This window comes from Pedobacter aquatilis (assembly GCF_032678425.1).
Classification (GTDB): domain Bacteria; phylum Bacteroidota; class Bacteroidia; order Sphingobacteriales; family Sphingobacteriaceae; genus Pedobacter; species Pedobacter aquatilis_B.
Window position 1 is genome coordinate 281,702 of record NZ_JAVTSG010000004.1, and the last position, 21,589, is coordinate 303,290.

The window sequence follows — 21,589 nt, forward strand, 5'->3', positions numbered from 1 at the left end:
TTTCAATATTATGGTTTACAATTTTCTTTTCTTCGGGTATCAATTAAATAAGCAATTTGCCAGCCCTTATCACCTTTAACCAATTGAAAAGAGTTTACTCCGCAATGGCTAAATCTGTCGTCAATATAGAATTTATAATCGGTCCAAACGGAAGCTAACGGACCATCAATTAAAATTTTTGTGAACACTATTCGCTCATCATATTTTTGATTCCGTGGCGTTCCAATCATTTTTAAAAATCCAGAAACTGATTCTGATTTAACAACATTTTTACCATCCTTATTAACAATCGTTTGCAAAATACTTTCTTTCGCAAAAGCGGATGCTGTTAAAGCGCTATCGCCATTCTTCATCCCTAAAAAAAGATTGTTTACGGTTTGTTTTACAGCTTGTTCTTCATCACTCTGTGCTAATAAAAGATTAGCAAAAAACATACAGATTATAGTTAATATGGTTACTTTTTTCATGACGTGTTGGTTACGCTTTATTAAATAAATTTATAGTATTTTTGTGAAAGAAGGGAAACGGAACTGCGCAGCAGAAAAAATTGTTGATAATACACACACCACAAAACACGTAAAATCATTTATTTTCAACGATTTACGAGCATCAACACAAACAATGTTGATAATTATTTTTACAGTTGATTTTTTATTATTGTAAACTTATAATGCTTATTGGCACGGTTCTTTAATAGTTTAATATATGGAAGAAGAATTCTTTTTTGAATCAAACGAAGATGCACAACGTTCGGTTGAACGTTACGAAGAGATGATCCGCAATAAAGACCAATATTTCTTTGATGCGGGGGCTTTTGAATACATAGTAGATTTTTACATCGAAAAAAATGATCCGGTTAAGGCTTTGCAGGTTGTAGATTATGCAATTAATCAACATCCTTATGCAACGGTTTTCTTAATTAAACAAGCACATTTATACATTCTTACCAATAATTACGATAGTGCTTTCATCGCCCTGCAAAAAGCAGAACTTTTAGAATCTTCTGAACCGGATATTTATTTGCTCCGCGGAAATATTTATCAAAATACCGAGCGTTATGCCGAGGCTTTAGAAAATTATGAAAAGGCTTTGGGCTTAGCAGAAAGCACCGATGAAATACTTTTGCAGATGGCTTATGTTTATCAAAGCATGTCTGATTATGAAAATGCCATTGTTTATATCAAACTTAGTTTGGAGCAAAACATGGAAAATCAGGATGGTTTGTATGAACTTGCTTTTTGTTACGACGTTTTAGATAAACAGGAAGAAAGTATAAAGTTTTATCAGCAATATATCGATACCGACCCTTATTCTTATGCCGCCTGGTATAATCTGGGCAATAGCTTTCACAAGTTAAATCTATTCGAAAAAGCGATTGATGCTTACGATTACGCTATTTTAATCAAGGAAGATTTTAGCTCGGCATATTTTAACAAAGGAAATGCTTTAGTTCAACTTGATAAATACGATGAAGCGATTGAGGTTTACAAGCAAACTTTTGAGTACGAACAACCAAATGCAGATACTTATTGCGCAATAGGCGAGTGCTACGAAAAGCTCGAAAAAATGGATGAAGCCCGTTCTTACTACAAAAAATCGGTAAAAATGGACCCAAAAATGGCTGATGCCTGGTTTGGGATTGGTGTTACTTTAAACCACGAAGAGCGTTATTTTGAATCGTTGCATTTTTATAAAAAAGCAATTGATTTAGAAGGAGAAAATTCTGATTTCTGGTTTGCAATGGCGGATGCTTATTATAAGCTCAATCAAATTGATGAATCCATAGATGCTTACGAAAAAGTTTTAGAATATAATCCATTAGATATTGAAGCCTGGTTGGATTTCAGTACGGTTTTATATGAGCAGGGCAAACTTTTAGAAGCTTCGGAAACGATGGCAGAAGCCATTAAGAACAATCCGGAAGCGGCAGAATTATATTACCGAATGGTAGCTTATTTGTTTGCACTTGGCCATTATGCCGATGCTTTGGGTTATTTAGAAACCGCTTTAAGCACCGATCCTGAAAAGCATTATATTTTATTTGAATACTTGCCGCAACTACAAGATAATAGTGCAATTATAAATGTTATTAACCGTTACATCAGGTAAAAAGAGTGTGAGAAAATTTTGACATTTTATTCTCAATTTTTTTTCCACTTTTGTACACATATGAATTACCCATTATTAAACGTTCCCGAACGTCCGGAAAAACCCCGCCAAAATGGCTTAACAATGGTTATGGATAAGGGATTAAGCCTACGTCAGGTAGAAGATTTTCTAGATGTTGCAGGCGTACATACAGATATCGTAAAATTAGGCTGGGCTACCTCTCACGTTACCCCAAAGCTTAAAGAAAAGTTAGCGTTATATAAAAGTGCTGGTATCCCAACTTATTTTGGAGGTACATTATTTGAAGCATTTATCATCAGAAATCAGTTTGCAGATTATCAACGTGTTTTAGACCAATACGGAATGGAATATGCAGAAGTTTCAGATGGCTCTATCGAAATAGAACACGATTTAAAATGTGGTTACATCAGCGAACTTGCGAAACAGGTTACGGTAATCTCGGAAGTTGGAAGTAAAGATGCTGCTAAAATTTTTGCTCCATATAAATGGATTAAATTAATGCAGGCTGAAATTGCTGCCGGTTCTTGGAAAGTTATTGCCGAAGCTCGTGAGGGTGGAAATGTTGGTATTTATCGTGGTAGCGGAGAAGTGAGAGAGGGATTAGTTGATGAAATTTTAACGCAAATACCCGAAGACACCATTATTTGGGAAGCACCTCAGAAAGAACAACAGGTTTGGTTTATCAAGCTAATTGGCACAAATGTTAACCTTGGAAACATTGCGCCGGCAGAGGTTATTCCATTAGAAACGATAAGATTAGGATTAAGAGGCGATACTTTCGATCACTTCCTTAACCTGAATAAATAAAATTTGAACCATTTATTTTAATGGCTTTTTAAAAATATTAATGGCTTTAGCTAAACCAGGCTAAAGCCATTATTTTGTTACCTCGCTGCGCAAACCAAAAGAAAATGAAAACCTACGGCTTAATCGGTTACCCACTTTCGCATTCCTTTTCAAAAAAATATTTTACAGAAAAATTTTCAAGTGAGAAAATTTCTAACCATCAATACGAGCTTTTTCCAATTGAAAACGTTTCTTCAGTTATTGAATTATTAAATGATAATGAAAGCATTTGTGGTTTGAATGTGACCATACCACACAAAGTTTCTGTATTATCTCTTTTAAATGAAATTGATGAAGCCGCAAATAAAATCGGTGCAGTAAATTGCATTTCGGTAAAAAATATAAATGGTAAAAATCACCTAAAAGGATATAACACAGATGCTTTTGGCTTCGAAGAATCGCTTAAACCACTATTAAAACCTCATCATACAAATGCTTTAATTTTTGGTGATGGTGGCGCAGCTAAAGCCGTTAAATATGTACTCGAAAAGCTAAACATCAGTTATAAAAGTGTTGTAAGAAAACCAGTTTCTGGCGCAATTTTATACAGTGAAATTACACCAGATTTATTGCAATCTCACACCTTATTAATTAATACAACTCCACTTGGTATGTCGCCAAATTTAGATGGCTATCCAGATATTGACTATAATTTATTAACACCTGAGCATTTGGCTTACGATTTAGTTTACAATCCATTAGAAACCAAATTTTTAGAAAAAGCAGCCAAAAAAGGTGCTACAATAAAAAACGGGTTAGAAATGTTGTACAAACAAGCCGAGCAAGCTTGGTATATTTGGAATAATATTGATTAAAGAAACGTTTATATTTTAAAAGCAGGATATGAAAATCAAAAAGCTAATATTTTTTCCCATAATTCTACTTTTATTTATTACTGCTTGCCAAAACAATGATTACAGCCCAAAACCAAAGGGTTATTTCCGCATTGTTTATCCTGAAAAAAAATATCAACTTTTTGAAGGCAAAGCACCTTTCAGTTTTGAATACCCGGTTTACGCCAAAATGGAGAATGATGATAAAAAGGGGCAGAAATACTGGTATAATTTGCATTATACTCAGTTTAATGGCTTTTTGCATTTAACATATTATGATGTAGCAAATAAAACCATTTATGACGAAATGGTTGAAGATGCAAGGAAACTCGCTTTTAAACACACGATAAAAGCCAGCGCAATCGACCAAAAACTTATTCATTACCCTGAAAGGAAAGTTTATGGAGTTTATTATGCAATTGAAGGTAACACAGCCTCTTCCGTACAATTTTTTTTAACAGATAGTGCGAAACACTATTTCAGGGCTGCGCTTTATTTTAACGAGCGGCCGCAATACGATTCTATTGAACCTGTTGTGAAATTTATCAAAAAGGACATCGATAAGATGATTACAACTTTTAAATGGAAAAATTAGATTAAATAATTTATGATTAAGATAAAAATATTTACGTTTAACGCCTACGGAGAAAATACTTACGTTTTATCAGATGAAACGAATGAATGCGTAATCATCGATCCGGGAATGTATGAAGGCTACGAACAAAATGAACTGGTTTCGTTTATCAAAGAAAATAATTTAAAGCCGATTTTACTGCTAAATACACATTGCCATTTAGATCATATTTTCGGTAATAAGTTTGTTTTTGATACCTGGGGATTGAAGCCTCAATTTAATAAAGGAGAACTACAGGTTTTACAAGCTGTTCCGAGTTATGCACCACAAATGGGCTTTACACATTACGAATTATCTCCAGAACCTGAAATATTTTTGGGCGAAACGGGTACAGTAACTTTTGGAAATAGCAGTTTAGAATTAATTTTTGCGCCAGGTCATTCTCCGGCACATTTATGTTTTTACAGCAAAGCTGATGGTTTTTTAATTGGTGGCGATGTTTTATTTTATCAAAGTATCGGCAGAACCGATTTGCCAGGAGGAAATCATCAACAGCTAATTGATAATATCAAAACGAAACTATTTACACTACCAGAAGACTGCAAAGTTTACCCAGGCCACGGCTCTGCAACAACGATTGGTTTTGAAAAACAAAACAATCCGTTTTTCTAAGTGTCTTTCTAAAAGCAAACAATTTAACATAATAAAATTATATTTAATCTGTGAATACGCCCTTATATATCGCCAAAAGATATTTATTTGCCAAAAAATCAACCAACGCAATTAACTTGATTTCGGCTATATCTATGGTGGGTGTTATGGTTGGGAGTGCAGCATTAATTATTATTCTTTCTGTTTTTAATGGCCTAGAAGTAACCATTTTAAACATGTTTAATACGCTTACACCTGAAATTGCAATTACACCAGCAAAAGGCAAAACATTTAATCCGGATACGGAATATTTTAACACGCTTAAAAAAGATAAGGATATTTATTCCTTTACAGAGGTTTTGCAGGAAAATGCATTGCTAAAATACAATAATAAGCAGGCTGTTGGCATGGTTAAAGGAGTTGGAGCAGATTTCCTTAAAAACCAAAAATTAGACAGTACGATTAAAGAAGGTCGTTTTATCCTAAGCAATAGAAGTGGATATAGTTCGGTTATTGGTTCTGCCTTGCAAAGTTACCTTGCCGTTAATACAGTAGATCCATTCACCGAGCTCGAAATTTTCTCCCCAAAAAAGGATATAAAAGTGAACAGCTTGAATCCTACAGAAGATTTTACAACTAAGAGTATAAGGGTGAGCGGCGTTTTTGAAGTCCAACAAGAGTTTGATAATGGCATAATTGTTCCGCTTGATTTCGCCAGGGAATTGCTAGGAGAAGAAAAAAATGTTTCATCAATAGAAATAAATTTAAAACCCGGCGTTGATGTAGAGAAATTTAAAAGTAAATTATCTGAAAACGTTGGAGCAGCTTTTGAAGTCCGTAATCAAGCAGAGCAAAACCGCTCAGTATACCACATTTTAAATACCGAAAAATGGGCAGTTTACATTATTTTAACATTCATATTAATTATTGCTATATTTAATATTATTGGTTCATTAACCATGTTGGTAATTGATAAGGTTAAAGATATTGCAATATTAAGCAGCCTTGGCGCTAGCAAAAAGCTAATAAAAAGAATTTTCCTTTTCGAAGGAATGATGATTACAATGTCGGGCTGTATTTTGGGTTTGATAATTGGGGTTATTTTTTACCTGGTGCAGCACAATTTCGGCTTAATAAAGATGGGAGAAGGGAACGACACACTTTTAAGTTCCTATCCGATAGGGCTTAAATGGAAAGATTTTATCTTAGTTTTTGTAACTGTAGGGATTTTCTCATTTTTGGCATCTGCTTTGTCGTCTAATTTAAGTGTTAAGAAGATAGATCAAATTAATCAAACGATATAAAAAATGAAGTTATTTAAACAAGCAATTGTATTTGTTATGCTTTTAGGTGTGGCCATTACCGCTTGTAACCGATCCGAAAAAACCGAAGAAAGTAATATTAAAAATGTTAAGGGTTTATACAGCTTTGGTCCGGAGATGAAATCTTTTACATTGTGTGAAGATAATCGTGAGTATTGGGTTTTAGACAGTGTAAAAAACCTCGAACTTTCTTACAGCAACCTTAATTTTGAAAAACCTTATGAACCCGTTTATGTAGAACTGGAAGGTTATTTCACTAAATCGGACACGGCAACTGTTGCTGCCGATTTTGATTCCACATTAGTGGTTACTAAAGTAATTAAAATAAGCAAAGAAATTCCTGACGGCCCTTGTGCCCAATAATTTCATTCAAAATTAATTTCAGGCCTTAAAAAAGGCCTTTTTTATTACATTTGATTCCATCATAATTTAATAAAAAAATCAAATGGAAGACATTAGCTGGAGCGATTTTGAAAAAGTAGAATTAAGAGCAGGAACTATAGTGGAGGTTTTCGAATTTCCGGAAGCTAAAAAACCAGCTTACAAATTAAGCGTTGATTTTGGCCCGTTTGGTATTAAAATGAGTAGTGCACAAATTACAAAGATCTATAAAAAAGAAGAATTACCAGGCAAGCAAATTATTGGTGTTATCAACTTCCCTAAAAAGCAAATCGGCAAATTTATGTCAGAATTTTTAGTAACAGGTTTTGCTAACGAAAATGGCGAAATAGTGTTAAGCACAACACAGCAAAATGTTCCAAATGGAAGTAAATTGATTTAGATAACAGCTATGAGTTTCTATAATTTTGAGGATAATAATCCAGAAGAAGAAGACATACATTACATGAAACTTGCATTAGTTGAAGCGCAGAAAGCTTTGGCAGAAAATGAAATTCCGATTGGTGCAATTGTAGTGAGCAAGAACAGGGTTATTGGCAGAGGTTATAACTTAACAGAACGGTTTAATGATGTTACCGCACATGCAGAAATGCAAGCCTTTACTTCTGCATCGCAAACCATTGGTGGCAAGTATTTAACAGATTGCACTTTATATGTTACTATTGAACCTTGTGTAATGTGTGCCGGCGCAAGTTATTGGACACAAATTAGTCGCATTGTGTATGGTGCACGTGAAGAAAAAAGAGGATTCATTTCCAAAGATGTCAATCTGTTGCACCCAAAGACTAAATTAAAAGGAGGCGTTTTAGCCGATGAGTGCAGTAAATTAATGGTAGATTTCTTTAAAAAGAAAAGATAAATTCGCTTACAAAAACGCAATTGCATTTCTAATTTACTATCATTTTACGTTCAAACAATAGCATTTGATGATAATAACATGAACAAAACTTAATGTTCGAATGTTATATTTGCTTCAAGAAACATTTTTAAACTTAAACATATAATATTATGGCTTTTGAATTACCTGCGTTACATTACGCAACCGATGCACTAGAACCGCATATTGATAAAACTACCATGGAAATCCACCATGATAAACACCACCAAGCTTACGTTACAAATTTAAACAAAGCTTTAGAAGGTAAGCCTGAGGCAAATTCTAGCATCGAAGATATTATCAAAAACATTTCAAAATATCCTGCTGCAGTTAGAAACAACGGTGGTGGTCACTACAATCACTCTTTATTTTGGAATGTTTTAGGTCCAAATAAAGGTGGCGAGCCAACTGGCGAATTAGCAAAAGCAATTACTGCTGCTTTTGGTTCATTTGCTGATTTAAAAACTAAAATGCAAGAAGCTGGCGCTACTCGCTTTGGTTCTGGCTGGGCTTGGTTATCAGTTGGTGCTGATAAAAAACTTCAAGTTTCATCAACTCCAAACCAAGATAATCCTTTAATGGATGTTGCTGAAGTAAAAGGAACACCAATTTTTGGTATAGATGTTTGGGAGCACGCTTATTATTTAAAATATCAAAACAAGCGCCCTGATTATTTAGCTGCAATTTGGAATGCTGTGAACTGGGATGCGGTTGCTGAACTTTACAAAAAAGCAATCTAATCATCGCTTTTTATAAAAACTTTAAAAGCCTGCAAACTCAAATTTGCAGGCTTTCTTATTAATTAATAACTTCGCATAAATTTTTTGAATATGAAAAAGCTTATATTTTTATTTTTAATCGTTTTAGGAATCAACACATTAGCAAAAGCTCAGCAAAATAAAATGCCTACGCCAACAGAAATTGCTAAGAAAAATGTTGAAGATTTAGATAAAAAACTAAAATTGAACGATACTCAAAAAAGTATAATTTACAGTTTAACGTTTACTCAAGCTAAAGAGCAGGCAGAACTTATTAAACGCCAACAAGCAGGAACATCAAGGGAAGAAGACGCAGATAAGTATTATAAAATGCAAAACGAAACCACTAAAAACATCCGCAATGTTTTAAAAGGCGATCAACAAAAGCAATTTGATAAGGTTATTGAGGAGCGTTTGAGCGGAAAATCTAGTAAAAAGAAGAAAAAAGGCGAAGATGAAGTAGAAGGCGACATTAACGGACTTCTATTAGCCAAGCCTGAGAAAATGAACTAAGGTATTTTTATAAATGCCTGAAATTTTAGTCGGAACCGTTGTACTCGGCCTTTTATTATCACCACAATTATTAGCAGGTTTCTTAGCCAAAAGAACCGGAAGAAATTTCTGGTTTTGGTTTTTTATTTCTTTTCTTATTCCGATAATTTCGCTGGTTATTTTAATTTTTCTGGAGGATAAAAACCCAAACCCGGAAGGTTACAAATTAGCAAGTCATGTGAGGGATAGGGATGAAAAAATTGCTGAATGATTAAATCCCAACTACATCTTTTTTCTTTTTCTGCTTCATCCCTTTAGGAATAACTTCTAAAATCTCCTCTCTTAATGCATTAAGCATTCTCTTTTTAATGAAGTTTTTATGGGTAACCAAACTAATTTCACGCACTGGCTCTGGGCTTTTAAAATGACGGATTTTACTACTTTGTTTAGCACTTAATTCAGCTATTGCCAACTCTGGAACTAAGGTTGCCCCTCCATTCAAATCAACCATTCTGATTAAAGTTTCTACACTCCCGGTATTGTACTCCAAACCCTGTAATCGGTTATTTTTAGTAGAGCGACAAATGTTTAACACCTGATTTCGCATACAATGTCCTTCATTTAAAAGCCAGATATTTTCATCGTTTAAATCCTCTGAATCAACTGCTTTCTTTTTAAACAACTTACTATTTTTGCTGATGTAGCTCACAAACGTTTCGTAATACAAAGGCATCTCGATAATATTGGCATCTGTAAGCGGCGTAGCTAAAATACCGCAATCCAGAACGCCTGTTTTAAGGTGATGAATAATATCTTCAGTAGTATATTCCCAAATAAGCAGTTTCAATTCTGGATATTTTTCGAGCATTGTTGAAATGACCTCCGGCAGTAAATATGGGGCTACTGTAGGAATAACTCCTATTCTAAGCTCGCCTAAAACATCTTGCTGCTGGCTATTAATTAATTCCTTAACCTTACCACTTTCTTGCAAAATAATACGTGCTTGTGCTATAATTTGCGCACCAATCTCCGTCGGACTAACAGGCTGTTTACTTCTGTCAAAAATCTTAACGCTAAGCAATTCTTCCAATTTTTGAACCTGCATACTTAATGTTGGTTGTGTAACGAAGCATTTTTCAGCAGCTGTAACAAAACTTCTGTAGGTATCTACCGCAACAATATATTCTAGTTGAACTAAAGTCATATAGTTAAAAACAATTAATATAATCAAATATATAAATTTTAACTATCCGAATGCCTTCCATTTCAAAAATTTCCGTAAAAAAGTATACTGCGAATTTCTTAATCTACATTAAGTTTTTTAAACATTAAGATTCTGAACTTTACATCAACATAAAAAAACAAAAATCATGGAAAGTAGAATCGACATTCAAAAAACAGAACCAGCTGCATATCAGGCTATGTATGCATTAGAAAAATATCTAGCTGCAAGTCAGCTAACAGCAACACACAAAGAATTAATTAAACTGCGTGCATCACAAATTAATGGCTGTGCATTTTGTTTAAATATGCATAGTGTGGATGCAAGAAAATTGGGCGAAACAGAACAACGCATTTACCTTCTGAACGCATGGAAAGAAACAAATTTATATACAGAAGAAGAGCAAGCAATATTGGCTTTAACCGAAGAAGTAACTTTGATTAACAACCATGTTTCTGATGCAACCTTTGATAGAGCTGCGAAGTTGTTCGATGAAAATTATTTATCGCAAGTTATTATGGCGATTGTTACTATAAATGCCTGGAATAGAATTGCAATAACATCAAGAACTATGGTTGGTTAATTTTAAAATTAGATTTTGACTGGATGGCGCCTCCAGGAAAAATTTATTTCTCTAATTTTTCAAATCTAAACCAATCGTACTCGGCGACTCCCGAATCGTTTGTTTGTGCATCCCGAATTGCAAAGATCCCAACTTTTGCTCCAATCCACTGACCTGCAACCGCTTGGAAATCTTTATCTATTTCATTGAAACTAACACCATCTTCGCTATAACTAAACTTACACTTTGCACCTGCAAAAACTTTTACCCTTAAATAAATTGTTGATGTATTTAGCTTAGTAATTTCAGTTTCCTGTTCTTCTTTGTCTTTATCAGCATTTTGGCAAATTCCAAAACTTAAATACAATGTACCCTTTTTATTTTCAAGAGATAAGTTTGCATAACTTCTACCCATTATTACTAAACCTGTTTTTTCATTTTCAAGCTTGATGTTTGGCTTAAAAGTCAACTTTGTCGTTATCTGAAATTCATCAGCAGGAAATTTCTGCATCAAAATATTAGGAACGTCCCATAAATTTTTAGAATCATCAGGGATTTTCGCTGTATATAACTTTAGTATACCTTTTACAGCATCTGTAAATAACCATGTTGGTTTTGGATTTGCTTGCCACTGCCACTGTAAACCTAGTTTTTGTGTGGAAAATTCATCACTTTCGATAGGTGTTTCTATTGGATAAACCTTTTTTACATTTGGCTTTTTGTACGTTAGAACGGGTTCACCAATTCCATCGCCATCATTATCTAAACCAATTACTGGCCAATTATTTACCCATTTCATCGGCTGCAAATGCATCACTCGTCCATAAGCATCTTTATCTTGAAAGTGTAGAAACCAATCTTCTCCAGTAACAGTATTAACCCAAGCGCCTTGATGCGGCCCATTCACTGCCGATTTGCCTTGATGCATTACAACTTTTCTTTCGTATGGCCCATAAATATTTTTACTTCTCAGCACGACTTGCCAGCCTGTAGAAACTCCACCGGCAGGAGCAAATAGATAATAAAAACCATTACGCTTATACGCTTTTGGTCCTTCGATAGTTGGATCGAGTTCATGTCCATCATAAACTATTTGTCCTGTGCCTATTGCTTTAGTTCCTCCAGAATCTAATGGCATAATTGCCAAAACGCTTTTTATTCCCGCCCGACTGCCCGCATAAGCGTAAGCAAGATATACTTTTCCATCTTCATCCCACAGCGGACACGGATCTATCAAACCCTTTCCGGCTACAACTAATTTTGGTTCAGACCAAACTCCGGTTACGCTTTTCGCCTTCGTTAAATAAATTCCAAAATCTGGGTCAGGATAATAAATGTAAAACTCGCCATTTCTATACCTAATGGCAGGCGCCCAAACGCCGTTTCCATGTTGTGTTTTTTCAAAATGTTCGAATGGAGGTTGCTTTAATAACGCATGAGCTACAATTTTCCAATTAACTAAATCTGTTGAGTGTAAAATTGGCAACCCCGGAATCGCGTCAAAGCTAGAGGCAACCATATAATAATCTTCACCAACTCTAATTGCATCAGGGTCGGAATAATCGGCATTTAGAACAGGATTTTTATACATTCCATTTCCTAAATCTGACACCCAAACTTTAGAAATATATTCGCTTTTTTGCGCAAAGCTTGATAGGCTAAATAATATGCAGAAAACAGTATTTAATAGGTTTTTCATTGGCTCGAAAGGAAATTGTATGAATATATTTGGTTAAACAAGGTAGATAGAATTTCAATTTGAAACCAATTCATTTGTGCAAACGTTCCCGACATCGATTGCATTTTTAAATTTCGGCAAATCTTTTTTAGCTTTAAGTTTATTGATTAAAATTGTTCATCATATTTTAGTTTTAGAATTCGGCTGCTTTTTAGGATAACAAAAAATGCAGCCGATTTTAATTTTGCCTAACCAAATTACATGAAACTAATCCTTTTAATTTTTCTTTCGATATTTTATTTGAATGTCAACGCCATTGAAATAAAAGCAGATTTTATTGTCGCACAAGATGGTTCGGGTAATTTTAAAACCGTACAGGAAGCTATAAATGCTGTGCCCGATTTTAGAAATAAAACAACCACAATTTTTATAAAAAAAGGAATTTATAAGGAAAAACTAATTTTGGCGGGTTCGAAAAGAAATGTCAAATTTATTGGAGAAGATTTGCACGAAACCATTCTTACTTATGATGATTTTGCACAAAAAAAGAACGCATTTGGTGAAGATAAAGGCACTTCGGGTTCATCTAGCTTTTATATTTATGCCGAAGGTTTTTCTGCAGAAAATTTAACTTTTGAAAACTCCTCAGGTCCTGTTGGACAAGCTGTTGCGGTTTGGGTTGGTGGCGATAAATCAACCTTTCTAAATTGTCGGTTTTTAGGCTTTCAAGATACTTTGTACACTTACGGCGGTAATAATCGTCAGTATTATAAAAACTGCTACATTGAAGGAACTGTAGATTTTATTTTTGGCGCAGCTACTGCCTGGTTTGAAAACTGTACTTTATTCTGCAAAAAATCAGGTTACATCTCTGCTGCATCTACTGCTGATACTACAAAATTCGGCTACGTTTTTAATTACTGTAAGATAATTGGCGATGCGCCAAATAATAGTTTTTACTTAGGTAGACCGTGGAGACCATATGCCAAAGTTGCATTTTTGAATTGTGAATTATCTGCAATTATTAAACCAGAAGGCTGGAATAACTGGGGGAAAGAAAGCAACGAAAAAACGGCCTATTATGCAGAGTACAATAATAAAGGCGGGGGCTCTAAACCTTCCTACAGAGTGAAATGGGCGCATAAGCTTACAAAACAAGAGTTTGAGCAATATACTTTGGAAAACGTTTTCCGTGGCTGGTTACCGGAAGCTAAATAAACCAACAAAACACTATATATCAATTAATTAACCAAAACAAAGCAATGCATTTTGCCTCATTCTTTGGCAACGATTGCATAGATTTCTCTTCTATTTTAGCTGTAAAGACCGTACACTTGTTTATTAACAACCAAGTATATTTTAACTGAGCAACTAATGAAACATAATTCTGGTCGTCTGAACCAATTTAAAGGGCTATTACTTTCAGCCATTTTGTTTTCTGCAAGCATCGCAGGAGCTCAAAATCAAAAGTTACCAACCATCCAGCAGGTTAAGTTTAAAAAAGATACAATTAGCATTTTAAATTTTGGTGCCAAAGGCGATGGTGTAACCTTAAATACGCAACAGATTAACAAAGCAATTTCAGCAATGAACCAAAAAGGAGGAGGCGTAGTTCTAATCCCTTCAGGCTTATGGTTAACTGGCCCAATCGAACTGAAAAGCAATGTTAATTTACACATAAAACGTGATGCGATATTGCAGTTTACGGCAGATTTCAACCAATATAAATTAGTGCAAGGAAATTGGGAAGGACAGCCAGCCTGGAGAAACCAAAGTCCGATTTCTGGTACCAACCTAGAAAACATAGCCATTACCGGAACCGGAATTATTGATGGAAACGGGGGTGCCTGGAGGATGGTTAAAAAAGATAAATTAACCGAATCTCAATGGAAAAATCTAACAACATCTGGCGGCTCAGTAAGCGAGGATGGAAAGCTGTGGTATCCCTCAGAAAAAACCGTTAAGGGTTCAAAAACCAAAAATGCAGGCGTAATTGTTCCAGGAAAAACGGCAGCAGACTATGAAGACATTAAAGACTTTCTTCGCCCAAATTTATTGGTGTTAACCAATTGCAAAAAGGTTCTTTTAGAAGGTGTTACCTTCCAAAATTCTCCGGCATGGAATCTTCATCCTTTACTTTGCGAGGATTTGACTTTAAGAAACTTACAGGTTAAAAACCCTTGGTTCGCACAAAACGGTGATGGTGTTGATGTTGAATCTTGCAAAAATGTACTCATAGAAGGTAGCACCTTTGATGTTGGTGATGATGGAATCTGCATTAAATCTGGTCGTGATGAAGCTGGCCGTAAACGTGGTGTGCCAACTGAAAATGTAATCATCAGAAATAATGTTGTTTACCATGCACACGGTGGTTTTGTAATCGGTAGTGAAATGAGTGGCGGCGCTAAAAACATCTGGGTTTACGATTGCTCTTTCATCGGTACAGACATTGGTTTACGTTTTAAAACTACTCGTGGTCGTGGTGGTGTTGTGGAAAACATTTATGTTGATAGAATTAACATGATTGATATTCCTGGAGAAGCAATTTTATTCGATATGTATTACGCTGCACAAGATCCAATTGTGCTTGCCGGAGAAAAGCGTGAAGCCATTAAAACCGTAACCGTTCCGGTAACAGAAGCCACTCCACAATTTAAAAATATGTACATCAAAAACGTGGTGGCAAACGGTGCTGAAAAAGCAATATTTTTTAGAGGATTACCAGAGATGAACATCAAAGATATTCACTTGGAAAATGTAACCATTCAATCTAAAAAAGGAATCGAAATTATTGAGGCCAGTGGCATTTTCCTGAAAAACGTAAATGTAATCACTGATGATACCAATCCGATTGTATTTGTTCAAAACGGAAGTAACATAAACATCAATGGCTTACAATACAAAAACGGTTCTGAACTTTTATTTAACATCAACGGAGAAAAAACCAAAGGTGTTAAAGTAAGCGGAACAGATGTTTCGAAAGCAAAAAAAGCATCAGCCTTTGGCGAAGAAGTAAATAAATCGGTTTTAGAAATTTCTAAATAATTTAAAGATGAGACTATCCATTTTATATACAACGGTTGCGTCAATTGGCTTAAGCATTTTATCTGTAAATGGTTTTGCGCAAAAAAAGCTTTCTGAACAGCTTATATTAACCGCAATGGAAAAGCTTTTTCAAGACACAACCGTTTTGAAAACAGCAAAAGGGCCAAGGTGGAGTTACGATATGGGCGTTGTTTTGGAGGGTGCTGCAGCAGTTTGGAGAAACACCGGAAATGGCGATTATTTTAAATACATCCAATATTCTATGGATGCATATTTGGATAAGGATGGGAATATAACAACCTACAAAGCCGAAGATTTTAACATCGATAATGTTAAGAATGGCAGGGCTTTGTTATTGCTTTACAAAGTTACCGGACAGCAGAAATATTTGTTAGCTGCCACGAAATTATACAATCAATTACAACAGCAGCCTCGTACTAAAGAAGGTGGTTTTTGGCACAAAAAAATCTATCCAAACCAAATGTGGCTCGATGGTTTGTACATGGCCGAACCTTTTTATGCGGAGTACGCAACGCTGATGAAAAAAGATGCCGCTTTTGATGACATTGCCAACCAATTTATCTGGATGGAGAAAAATGCAAGAGATTCAAAAACGGGCTTACTTTATCATGGCTATGATGAAAGTCGCGAGGAGAAATGGGCGGATAAAACCACTGGGAAATCTCCAAATTTTTGGGGCAGAGCGATGGGTTGGTACATCATGGCACTTGTTGATGTGTTAGATTACTTTCCAAAAAAACACCCAAAATATAACGAATTGGTTGCGATTTTAAATCGTACGGCTACTGTAACAGTTAAATATCAAGATGCAAAATCTGGTGTTTGGTTCGATATTTTGGATATGCCAAAACGTGAAGGAAACTATCTGGAATCTTCTGCATCGAGCATGTTTGTTTATGGCTTGGCTAAAGGCGTAAGAAAAGGTTGGTTGCCAAAATCATTTACAGCTGCCGCAATTAAAGGTTATGCAGGCTTAAAGAAAGAATTTATTGAAGTAGCAAGTGCTGAGAGAGTTAATCTAACAAAAACGGTTTCTGTTTCAGGTTTAGGCGGAAAACCAAAATATCGTGATGGCAGTTTTGAGTATTACATCAGCGAAAAGGTAATTACAAACGATCCGAAAGGCGTTGGTTCATTTATTTGCGCATCTGCAGAAATGGAAATTGCTGCCTTACCAAAACCAGGCAAAAGCTTAAAAGTTACGGTTGATAATTTCTTCAACAACGAATATATGACTGGCCCTACGGGCGAAAAAATTCCATTTCATTATTTGTGGAATGAAGACGACAATAATGGTTTTTCACTATTCGGAAAGATATTTAATGATGCTGGCGTTGAAACTTCAACTTTAAAAGCTGCACCAACAACAGCTAACTTAAAAGGTACAAATATTTACATTATTGTAGATCCGGATACTGAAAAAGAAACAGCCTCGCCAAATTACATGAATGCAGCACACGCCAAACAAATTAGTGAATGGGTAAAAGCTGGTGGCGTTTTAGTGATGCTTTTAAATGATGCAGGCAATTGCGAAATAGCAAAATTCAATGTCTTACCAGAAACTTTCGGAATAAAATTTAATGAGGATAGCCGCAATAAAGTTCAGGGATTAAACTTTGAGCAAGGCGCAATAAAAATCCCGGAAGGAAATTCAATTTTTAAAACTGCTAAGAAAATCTACATCAAAGAAATTTCGACAATTAAAGTTAGTAAACCTGCTGTTTCGGCTTTAACAGATAATGGCGATGTAATCATCGCTACAGCAAAGTATGGAAAAGGTACCGTTTTTGCCGTGGGCGATCCTTGGTTTTACAATGAATATATCGATGGCAGAAAGCTTCCGAAAGATTTAGAAAATTTTAAAGCCACTAACGATTTAGTAAACTGGTTAATTAAACAAGCTCAGGCAAAATAATGATAAATAGATTCAAAATATTATCATCCCTCCTATGCAGTTTTTTGTTAATCTCTTGCTATGCGCAAAAACCAACAGATTCTGTTGCCGACAAAATGTTAGTTTACCAACTTGAAAATGGTGGCTGGCCTAAGCAACTCGAAGATAAGAGCGTAGTAAATTATAGCTTGCCATTAACGGGCGAATTACTTGCAAAAATTAAAGCAACAACGGTTTTGCATGCCACTTTTGATAATAAAGCAACCAGTAGAGAAATTGTGCATCTAGTACAAGCCTACAAAACCACTAAAAATGATGCTTATCTGAAAGCGGCAGAAAAAGGGTTAGATTATACGTTATCTGCCCAAAATGCCAACGGTGGCTGGCCTCAATATTACCCAGATAAAGCATTATATCGTGCTCAAATAACGTATAATGATGATGCGATGGTTAATATTCTGAACATCCTTCAAGATATAATCACAAAGGCTAATGGATTTGATGCAGTTAATCCAAAATATATTCCCAAAGCCCAATTGGCCGTAAAAAATGGTTTAACTTGTATTTTAAAAACTCAGGTAAAACAAAATGACGCCTTAACAATTTGGGCAGCACAATACGATAAAGATTCGATGTTGCCAGCAAAAGCCAGAAACTTTGAGCCTGCATCTTTAAGCACGGCAGAATCTGTTAGTATTGTTCGGTTTTTAATGCGTTTTCCAAATCCATCTGCAGAAATTAAAACATCTATTTCTTCTGCGATTAAATGGTTCGAAAAGTATAAAATTTCGGGCTATAGATTTGACCGAAATACTTCAAAAGCGGAGGGTAAAATAACTGCACTTGTAGCTGATAATAACAGTACAGTTTGGGCTCGTTTTTACGATTTAGATAAGAATATCCCAATTTTTGGAGACAGAGACAATACGATTAAACTTAAGCTAGAAGATTTATCTACAGAACGTAGAAATGGTTACGCCTGGTACGGAAACTTCGCTCAAAAACTATTAGAAAAAGAATATCCAAAATGGCTAAGTGCCAACGCAATAAATTAATGTAAACTCGTCTGTTGACGGCAAAATGAAAACAATGATTTTAAACAAAGAAAATTTAAAAAACATAAGCGCAGAAAACGTTAACATTCCTGCGGCAGAACTTTTAGAATTGCCAGAAAGAGTTATTCAATTTGGCACTGGCGTTTTACTACGCGGTTTACCAGATTATTTTATTGATAAAGCAAATCGCAACGGCATTTTTAATGGTCGCGTTTTGGTTGTAAAATCTACGGCCAAAGGCGGTGCTGATGCCTTTTCGAAACAAGACAACTTATACACACTTTGTGTAAAAGGAATTGAAGATGGTAAAAATGTTGAAGAAAACACCATTAATTCATCAATTAGCAGAGTTTTATCTGCTTCGCAGGATTGGGCAGAAATTCTAAAAGCTGCTCATAATCCGGATTTGCAAATCGTAATATCAAACACAACAGAAGTTGGTATTGTTGCTAGTGAAGATAAAATTAGTGAAACACCGCCACAATCTTTTCCGGGTAAATTACTTGCATTTTTACACGAAAGATTTGAGGCTTTTAATGGTTCTGCCGAAAACGGAATGGTTATCGTACCAACAGAATTAATTAGCGATAACGCCGATAAATTAAAAGACATTTTATTGAATTTAGCCATCCACAATAAACTGAGCTGGGATTTTCAGCAGTGGTTAAAAACGGCTAACCACTTTTGCAAAACTTTAGTAGATAGAATTGTTCCGGGAAAACTTCCTTCTGAAGCGCAAGAATCAATTGAAAAAGAATTAGGTTATACCGATGAGTTGATGATAATGGCAGAGCCTTTCCGTTTGTGGGCAATAGAATCATCAAACGAAAGGGTTAAAGAAATTTTATCTTTTGCGAAGGCTGATAAGGGCATTTTCATTGTTCCGTCAATCAATAAATTTAAAGAGCTTAAACTTCGTTTATTAAATGGCACACACACTTTTAGTTGTGGTTTAGCAATCCTTTCGGGTTTCAACACTGTTAAGGAAGCCATGGCTGATGAAACTTTTGCAAACTATGTTTCTAATTTAATGCAAGATGAAATTGCACATTCCTTAGAAAACGACGACATCACTTATGCCGATGCTGTTGATTTTGCAAAGAGCGTAATCGATAGGTTTAGTAATCCGTTTTTAGAACATAAATGGCAGGCGATTACTTTGAATTTCACCTCGAAAATGCAAATGCGCAATATGCCGTTAATTAGAAAATATTATAGCCAGAAAAACGAAGTGCCACCATTAATGGCAGTTGGTTTGGCAGCCTATATCATTTTTATGAATACAGTTAAAGATGGTGAGACATTTGCTGCAAATGTAAACGATAAAAGATTTGCTATCGATGATGAATTTGCACAAATTCTATTCGATTACTGGAAAAATCCTGAAACGGCAATCGACAATATTCTTGGCGACAGACGTTTGTGGGATAAAAATTTAAACAATTACCCAGGTTTTAACGCAGCCATTAAAAACTACGTTAACTTATTACAAAATAACGGTGCAAAAGAAACTTTAAGTAATTTGCATTCAGAAAGAACACTTTAAAAATGGTAACAAGAATTTTAAAAATTCATCCGAATGATAACGTATTAGTGGCTTTGCAAAACCTTGCAAAAGGCGAAACCATTATTCACGATGGGCACGAATATATTTTACAGGATGATATTCAGGCAAAGCATAAATTTTTTATGCAAGATATGAATGAAGGCGACCACATTATCATGTATGGCGTATTGGTTGGCAAAGCACAACATTTTATTTTAAAAGGTGGTTTGATGGATACCGAAAACACGAAGCATGCATCTGATCCTTATGAATTTAGACCTTACCATTACGAGTGGCGTGCGCCAGATGTTTCAAAATTTGAGGGTAGAACTTTTAATGGTTATGTACGTAATGATGGCAGAGTTGGAACAGCAAATTATTGGTTATTTATACCAACTGTATTCTGCGAAAACCGTAACCTAGATGTGATAAGGGAAGCTTTACACAACGAATTAGGCTATGCCGTTACCGATAAATACAAAACATACACTCATCACCTTGTTGAAGCCTATAAAAATGGCGAAACCCTAAGTGAAGCAGACAATAACTCAATCGCTCAGGCAAACCATGTTTCCAATAGAATTTTTAAAAACGTTGATGGAATAAAATTTCTAAACCATCAGGGTGGTTGTGGCGGTACTCGCCAGGATGCGGCTGTTTTAAGTAAACTTTTAGCTGCTTACGCCGACCATCCAAACGTTGCGGGTGTAACGGTTTTAAGTTTAGGCTGCCAGAATTTACAAGTTCAGGATTTTGTAAACGATTTGAAATTACGCAGTCCGAATTTCGACAAACCACTATTTATTTTTGAGCAACAACAATCGCAAAGCGAAGAACAATTGGTTAAAGAGGCGATTCGTAAGACTTTTATCGGCTTAACTGAAATTAATAAGTTTGAGCGTCAGCCTGCACCTTTGAGCAAGTTAGTTCTTGGCGTAAAATGTGGCGGCAGCGATGGTTTCAGTGGTATTAGCGCAAATCCGGCTGTTGGCTACACTTCAGATTTATTAGTGGCGCTTGGCGGTAAAGTGCTCTTGGCAGAATTCCCTGAATTGTGCGGTGCGGAGCAACAACTTATCGATAGAACAAAAGATGAAACTGCAGCTAGAAAGTTTATCCAGTTAATGACTAATTACAACCAGGCTGCTGAAAATGTTGGTTCTGGTTTTTTCATGAATCCATCTCCAGGAAACATTAAAGATGGGTTAATTACTGATGCAATTAAGAGTACAGGAGCAGCCAAAAAAGGCGGTACTTCTCCAGTTGAAGATGTTTTAGATTACACAGAGCCTGCAACGAAACCAGGTTTGAATTTGGTTTGTACACCAGGAAATGATGTTGAAGCCACAACCGGAAAAGCTGCATCTGGCGCAACGCTTATTTTATTCACAACAGGTCTAGGCACGCCAACAGGAAACCCGGTTTGCCCAACAATTAAAGTTGCCACAAATAATGCACTAACAAAACGCATGGCTGATATTATCGACATTAATTGCGGCCCAGTTATAGAGGGTGAAAAAACCATAGAGCAAATGGGCGAAGACATTTTAGAATACTGCATTAAAGCCGCCAGTGGCGAAGTAATACCGAAAGCAGTTTTGCTAAATCAAGATGATTTTATCCCTTGGAAAAGAGGTGTAAGTTTATAACTTATAGACAAAGTCAATATTTAATTTTAAAATAA

The 21,589-nt window shown here is 35.5% G+C and carries 22 protein-coding genes; 19 read left to right on the forward strand and 3 right to left on the reverse strand.

The window, feature by feature from the left end; genetic code table 11:
* Positions 1-8: 8 nt before the first annotated feature.
* Positions 9-467: a nuclear transport factor 2 family protein gene (locus tag R2Q16_RS14655; RefSeq protein ID WP_316737989.1), complete on the reverse strand. Its 459-nt coding sequence runs from the start codon at positions 465-467 to the stop codon at positions 9-11.
* A gap of 238 nt (positions 468-705) precedes the next feature.
* Between R2Q16_RS14655 and R2Q16_RS14660 the strand changes: the two genes are divergently transcribed.
* The 12 genes from R2Q16_RS14660 to R2Q16_RS14715 all read left to right on the forward strand — a co-directional run bounded on the left by R2Q16_RS14660 (position 706) and on the right by R2Q16_RS14715 (position 9,153).
* Positions 706-2,109, forward strand: coding sequence for a tetratricopeptide repeat protein (locus tag R2Q16_RS14660; protein WP_316737990.1), 1,404 nt, complete (start codon positions 706-708; stop codon positions 2,107-2,109).
* Between the two features lie 60 nt (positions 2,110-2,169).
* A complete protein-coding gene (locus tag R2Q16_RS14665) occupies positions 2,170-2,937 on the forward strand; it encodes a phosphosulfolactate synthase (RefSeq protein ID WP_316737991.1) in 768 nt (255 codons plus the stop codon).
* 104 nt (positions 2,938-3,041) lie between these two features.
* Positions 3,042-3,791, forward strand: coding sequence for a shikimate dehydrogenase (aroE, locus tag R2Q16_RS14670; RefSeq protein WP_316737992.1), 750 nt, complete (start codon positions 3,042-3,044; stop codon positions 3,789-3,791).
* Positions 3,792-3,819: 28 nt separating this feature from the next.
* Positions 3,820-4,404 (forward strand): gliding motility lipoprotein GldD, encoded by a 585-nt coding sequence (locus tag R2Q16_RS14675; RefSeq protein ID WP_316737993.1) that lies wholly within the window; start codon positions 3,820-3,822, stop codon positions 4,402-4,404.
* 12 nt (positions 4,405-4,416) lie between these two features.
* On the forward strand, positions 4,417-5,055 hold the full coding sequence (locus tag R2Q16_RS14680) for an MBL fold metallo-hydrolase (protein WP_316737994.1): 639 nt from the start codon (positions 4,417-4,419) through the stop codon (positions 5,053-5,055).
* A 50-nt stretch (positions 5,056-5,105) separates the two neighbouring features.
* Positions 5,106-6,338 carry an ABC transporter permease gene (locus R2Q16_RS14685; RefSeq protein ID WP_316737995.1) on the forward strand — a complete coding sequence of 411 codons (1,233 nt, stop codon included), beginning with the start codon at positions 5,106-5,108 and terminating at the stop codon, positions 6,336-6,338.
* A gap of 3 nt (positions 6,339-6,341) precedes the next feature.
* Complete coding sequence (locus tag R2Q16_RS14690) at positions 6,342-6,719, forward strand: hypothetical protein (RefSeq protein ID WP_316737996.1); 378 nt, start codon at positions 6,342-6,344, stop codon at positions 6,717-6,719.
* Positions 6,720-6,801: 82 nt separating this feature from the next.
* Complete coding sequence (locus tag R2Q16_RS14695; protein WP_316737997.1) at positions 6,802-7,137, forward strand: tRNA-binding protein; 336 nt, start codon at positions 6,802-6,804, stop codon at positions 7,135-7,137.
* A 9-nt stretch (positions 7,138-7,146) separates the two neighbouring features.
* Positions 7,147-7,614, forward strand: a complete 468-nt coding sequence (locus R2Q16_RS14700) for a nucleoside deaminase (RefSeq protein ID WP_316737998.1) — start codon at positions 7,147-7,149, stop codon at positions 7,612-7,614.
* A gap of 149 nt (positions 7,615-7,763) precedes the next feature.
* Entirely contained in the window at positions 7,764-8,372 is a 609-nt protein-coding gene (locus tag R2Q16_RS14705) for a superoxide dismutase (RefSeq protein ID WP_316737999.1), read from the forward strand.
* A gap of 90 nt (positions 8,373-8,462) precedes the next feature.
* Positions 8,463-8,903, forward strand: coding sequence for a hypothetical protein (locus R2Q16_RS14710; protein WP_316738000.1), 441 nt, complete (start codon positions 8,463-8,465; stop codon positions 8,901-8,903).
* A gap of 13 nt (positions 8,904-8,916) precedes the next feature.
* Positions 8,917-9,153: a hypothetical protein gene (locus tag R2Q16_RS14715; protein ID WP_316738001.1), complete on the forward strand. Its 237-nt coding sequence runs from the start codon at positions 8,917-8,919 to the stop codon at positions 9,151-9,153.
* Here the strand turns inward: R2Q16_RS14715 and R2Q16_RS14720 are convergent, their stop codons facing one another.
* On the reverse strand, positions 9,154-10,086 hold the full coding sequence (locus tag R2Q16_RS14720) for a hydrogen peroxide-inducible genes activator (protein WP_316738002.1): 933 nt from the start codon (positions 10,084-10,086) through the stop codon (positions 9,154-9,156).
* Between the two features lie 166 nt (positions 10,087-10,252).
* On the opposite strand from R2Q16_RS14720, the gene R2Q16_RS14725 reads away from it, so the two are divergent.
* Entirely contained in the window at positions 10,253-10,687 is a 435-nt protein-coding gene (locus R2Q16_RS14725; RefSeq protein WP_316738003.1) for a carboxymuconolactone decarboxylase family protein, read from the forward strand.
* A gap of 43 nt (positions 10,688-10,730) precedes the next feature.
* On the opposite strand, the gene R2Q16_RS14730 is transcribed toward R2Q16_RS14725, so the two are convergent.
* On the reverse strand, positions 10,731-12,365 hold the full coding sequence (locus R2Q16_RS14730; RefSeq protein ID WP_316738004.1) for a glycoside hydrolase 43 family protein: 1,635 nt from the start codon (positions 12,363-12,365) through the stop codon (positions 10,731-10,733).
* Positions 12,366-12,605: 240 nt separating this feature from the next.
* Here R2Q16_RS14730 and R2Q16_RS14735 point away from each other — a divergent pair, with 240 nt between their 5' ends.
* The 6 genes from R2Q16_RS14735 (at position 12,606) to R2Q16_RS14760 (ending at position 21,554) form a co-directional block, all read left to right on the forward strand.
* Positions 12,606-13,562, forward strand: coding sequence for a pectinesterase family protein (locus tag R2Q16_RS14735; RefSeq protein ID WP_316738005.1), 957 nt, complete (start codon positions 12,606-12,608; stop codon positions 13,560-13,562).
* A 156-nt stretch (positions 13,563-13,718) separates the two neighbouring features.
* Positions 13,719-15,389, forward strand: a complete 1,671-nt coding sequence (locus R2Q16_RS14740) for a glycoside hydrolase family 28 protein (protein WP_316738006.1) — start codon at positions 13,719-13,721, stop codon at positions 15,387-15,389.
* 7 nt (positions 15,390-15,396) lie between these two features.
* On the forward strand, positions 15,397-17,325 hold the full coding sequence (locus R2Q16_RS14745) for a glycoside hydrolase family 88 protein (protein ID WP_316738007.1): 1,929 nt from the start codon (positions 15,397-15,399) through the stop codon (positions 17,323-17,325).
* A complete protein-coding gene (gene pelA / locus R2Q16_RS14750) occupies positions 17,325-18,359 on the forward strand; it encodes a pectate lyase (RefSeq protein WP_316738008.1) in 1,035 nt (344 codons plus the stop codon). Before R2Q16_RS14745 ends, pelA begins: the two co-directional genes overlap by 1 nt.
* A gap of 34 nt (positions 18,360-18,393) precedes the next feature.
* Positions 18,394-19,905: a tagaturonate reductase gene (locus R2Q16_RS14755; protein WP_316738009.1), complete on the forward strand. Its 1,512-nt coding sequence runs from the start codon at positions 18,394-18,396 to the stop codon at positions 19,903-19,905.
* A gap of 2 nt (positions 19,906-19,907) precedes the next feature.
* Entirely contained in the window at positions 19,908-21,554 is a 1,647-nt protein-coding gene (locus R2Q16_RS14760) for an altronate dehydratase family protein (protein ID WP_316738010.1), read from the forward strand.
* The last annotated feature ends 35 nt before the right edge of the window (positions 21,555-21,589 follow it).

What these genes read in the sequence shown, in the direction of transcription:
- R2Q16_RS14655 (WP_316737989.1), bottom strand. Translation starts at nt 467, where the DNA reads ATGAAAAAAGTAACCATATTAACTATAATCTGTATGTTTTTTGCTAAT.
- R2Q16_RS14660 (WP_316737990.1), top strand. Translation starts at nt 706, where the DNA reads ATGGAAGAAGAATTCTTTTTTGAATCAAACGAAGATGCACAACGTTCG.
- R2Q16_RS14665 (WP_316737991.1), top strand. Translation starts at nt 2,170, where the DNA reads ATGAATTACCCATTATTAAACGTTCCCGAACGTCCGGAAAAACCCCGC.
- aroE (WP_316737992.1), top strand. Translation starts at nt 3,042, where the DNA reads ATGAAAACCTACGGCTTAATCGGTTACCCACTTTCGCATTCCTTTTCA.
- R2Q16_RS14675 (WP_316737993.1), top strand. Translation starts at nt 3,820, where the DNA reads ATGAAAATCAAAAAGCTAATATTTTTTCCCATAATTCTACTTTTATTT.
- R2Q16_RS14680 (WP_316737994.1), top strand. Translation starts at nt 4,417, where the DNA reads ATGATTAAGATAAAAATATTTACGTTTAACGCCTACGGAGAAAATACT.
- R2Q16_RS14690 (WP_316737996.1), top strand. Translation starts at nt 6,342, where the DNA reads ATGAAGTTATTTAAACAAGCAATTGTATTTGTTATGCTTTTAGGTGTG.
- R2Q16_RS14695 (WP_316737997.1), top strand. Translation starts at nt 6,802, where the DNA reads ATGGAAGACATTAGCTGGAGCGATTTTGAAAAAGTAGAATTAAGAGCA.
- R2Q16_RS14700 (WP_316737998.1), top strand. Translation starts at nt 7,147, where the DNA reads ATGAGTTTCTATAATTTTGAGGATAATAATCCAGAAGAAGAAGACATA.
- R2Q16_RS14705 (WP_316737999.1), top strand. Translation starts at nt 7,764, where the DNA reads ATGGCTTTTGAATTACCTGCGTTACATTACGCAACCGATGCACTAGAA.
- R2Q16_RS14710 (WP_316738000.1), top strand. Translation starts at nt 8,463, where the DNA reads ATGAAAAAGCTTATATTTTTATTTTTAATCGTTTTAGGAATCAACACA.
- R2Q16_RS14715 (WP_316738001.1), top strand. Translation starts at nt 8,917, where the DNA reads ATGCCTGAAATTTTAGTCGGAACCGTTGTACTCGGCCTTTTATTATCA.
- R2Q16_RS14720 (WP_316738002.1), bottom strand. Translation starts at nt 10,086, where the DNA reads ATGACTTTAGTTCAACTAGAATATATTGTTGCGGTAGATACCTACAGA.
- R2Q16_RS14725 (WP_316738003.1), top strand. Translation starts at nt 10,253, where the DNA reads ATGGAAAGTAGAATCGACATTCAAAAAACAGAACCAGCTGCATATCAG.
- R2Q16_RS14730 (WP_316738004.1), bottom strand. Translation starts at nt 12,365, where the DNA reads ATGAAAAACCTATTAAATACTGTTTTCTGCATATTATTTAGCCTATCA.
- R2Q16_RS14735 (WP_316738005.1), top strand. Translation starts at nt 12,606, where the DNA reads ATGAAACTAATCCTTTTAATTTTTCTTTCGATATTTTATTTGAATGTC.
- R2Q16_RS14740 (WP_316738006.1), top strand. Translation starts at nt 13,719, where the DNA reads ATGAAACATAATTCTGGTCGTCTGAACCAATTTAAAGGGCTATTACTT.
- R2Q16_RS14745 (WP_316738007.1), top strand. Translation starts at nt 15,397, where the DNA reads ATGAGACTATCCATTTTATATACAACGGTTGCGTCAATTGGCTTAAGC.
- pelA (WP_316738008.1), top strand. Translation starts at nt 17,325, where the DNA reads ATGATAAATAGATTCAAAATATTATCATCCCTCCTATGCAGTTTTTTG.
- R2Q16_RS14755 (WP_316738009.1), top strand. Translation starts at nt 18,394, where the DNA reads ATGATTTTAAACAAAGAAAATTTAAAAAACATAAGCGCAGAAAACGTT.
- R2Q16_RS14760 (WP_316738010.1), top strand. Translation starts at nt 19,908, where the DNA reads ATGGTAACAAGAATTTTAAAAATTCATCCGAATGATAACGTATTAGTG.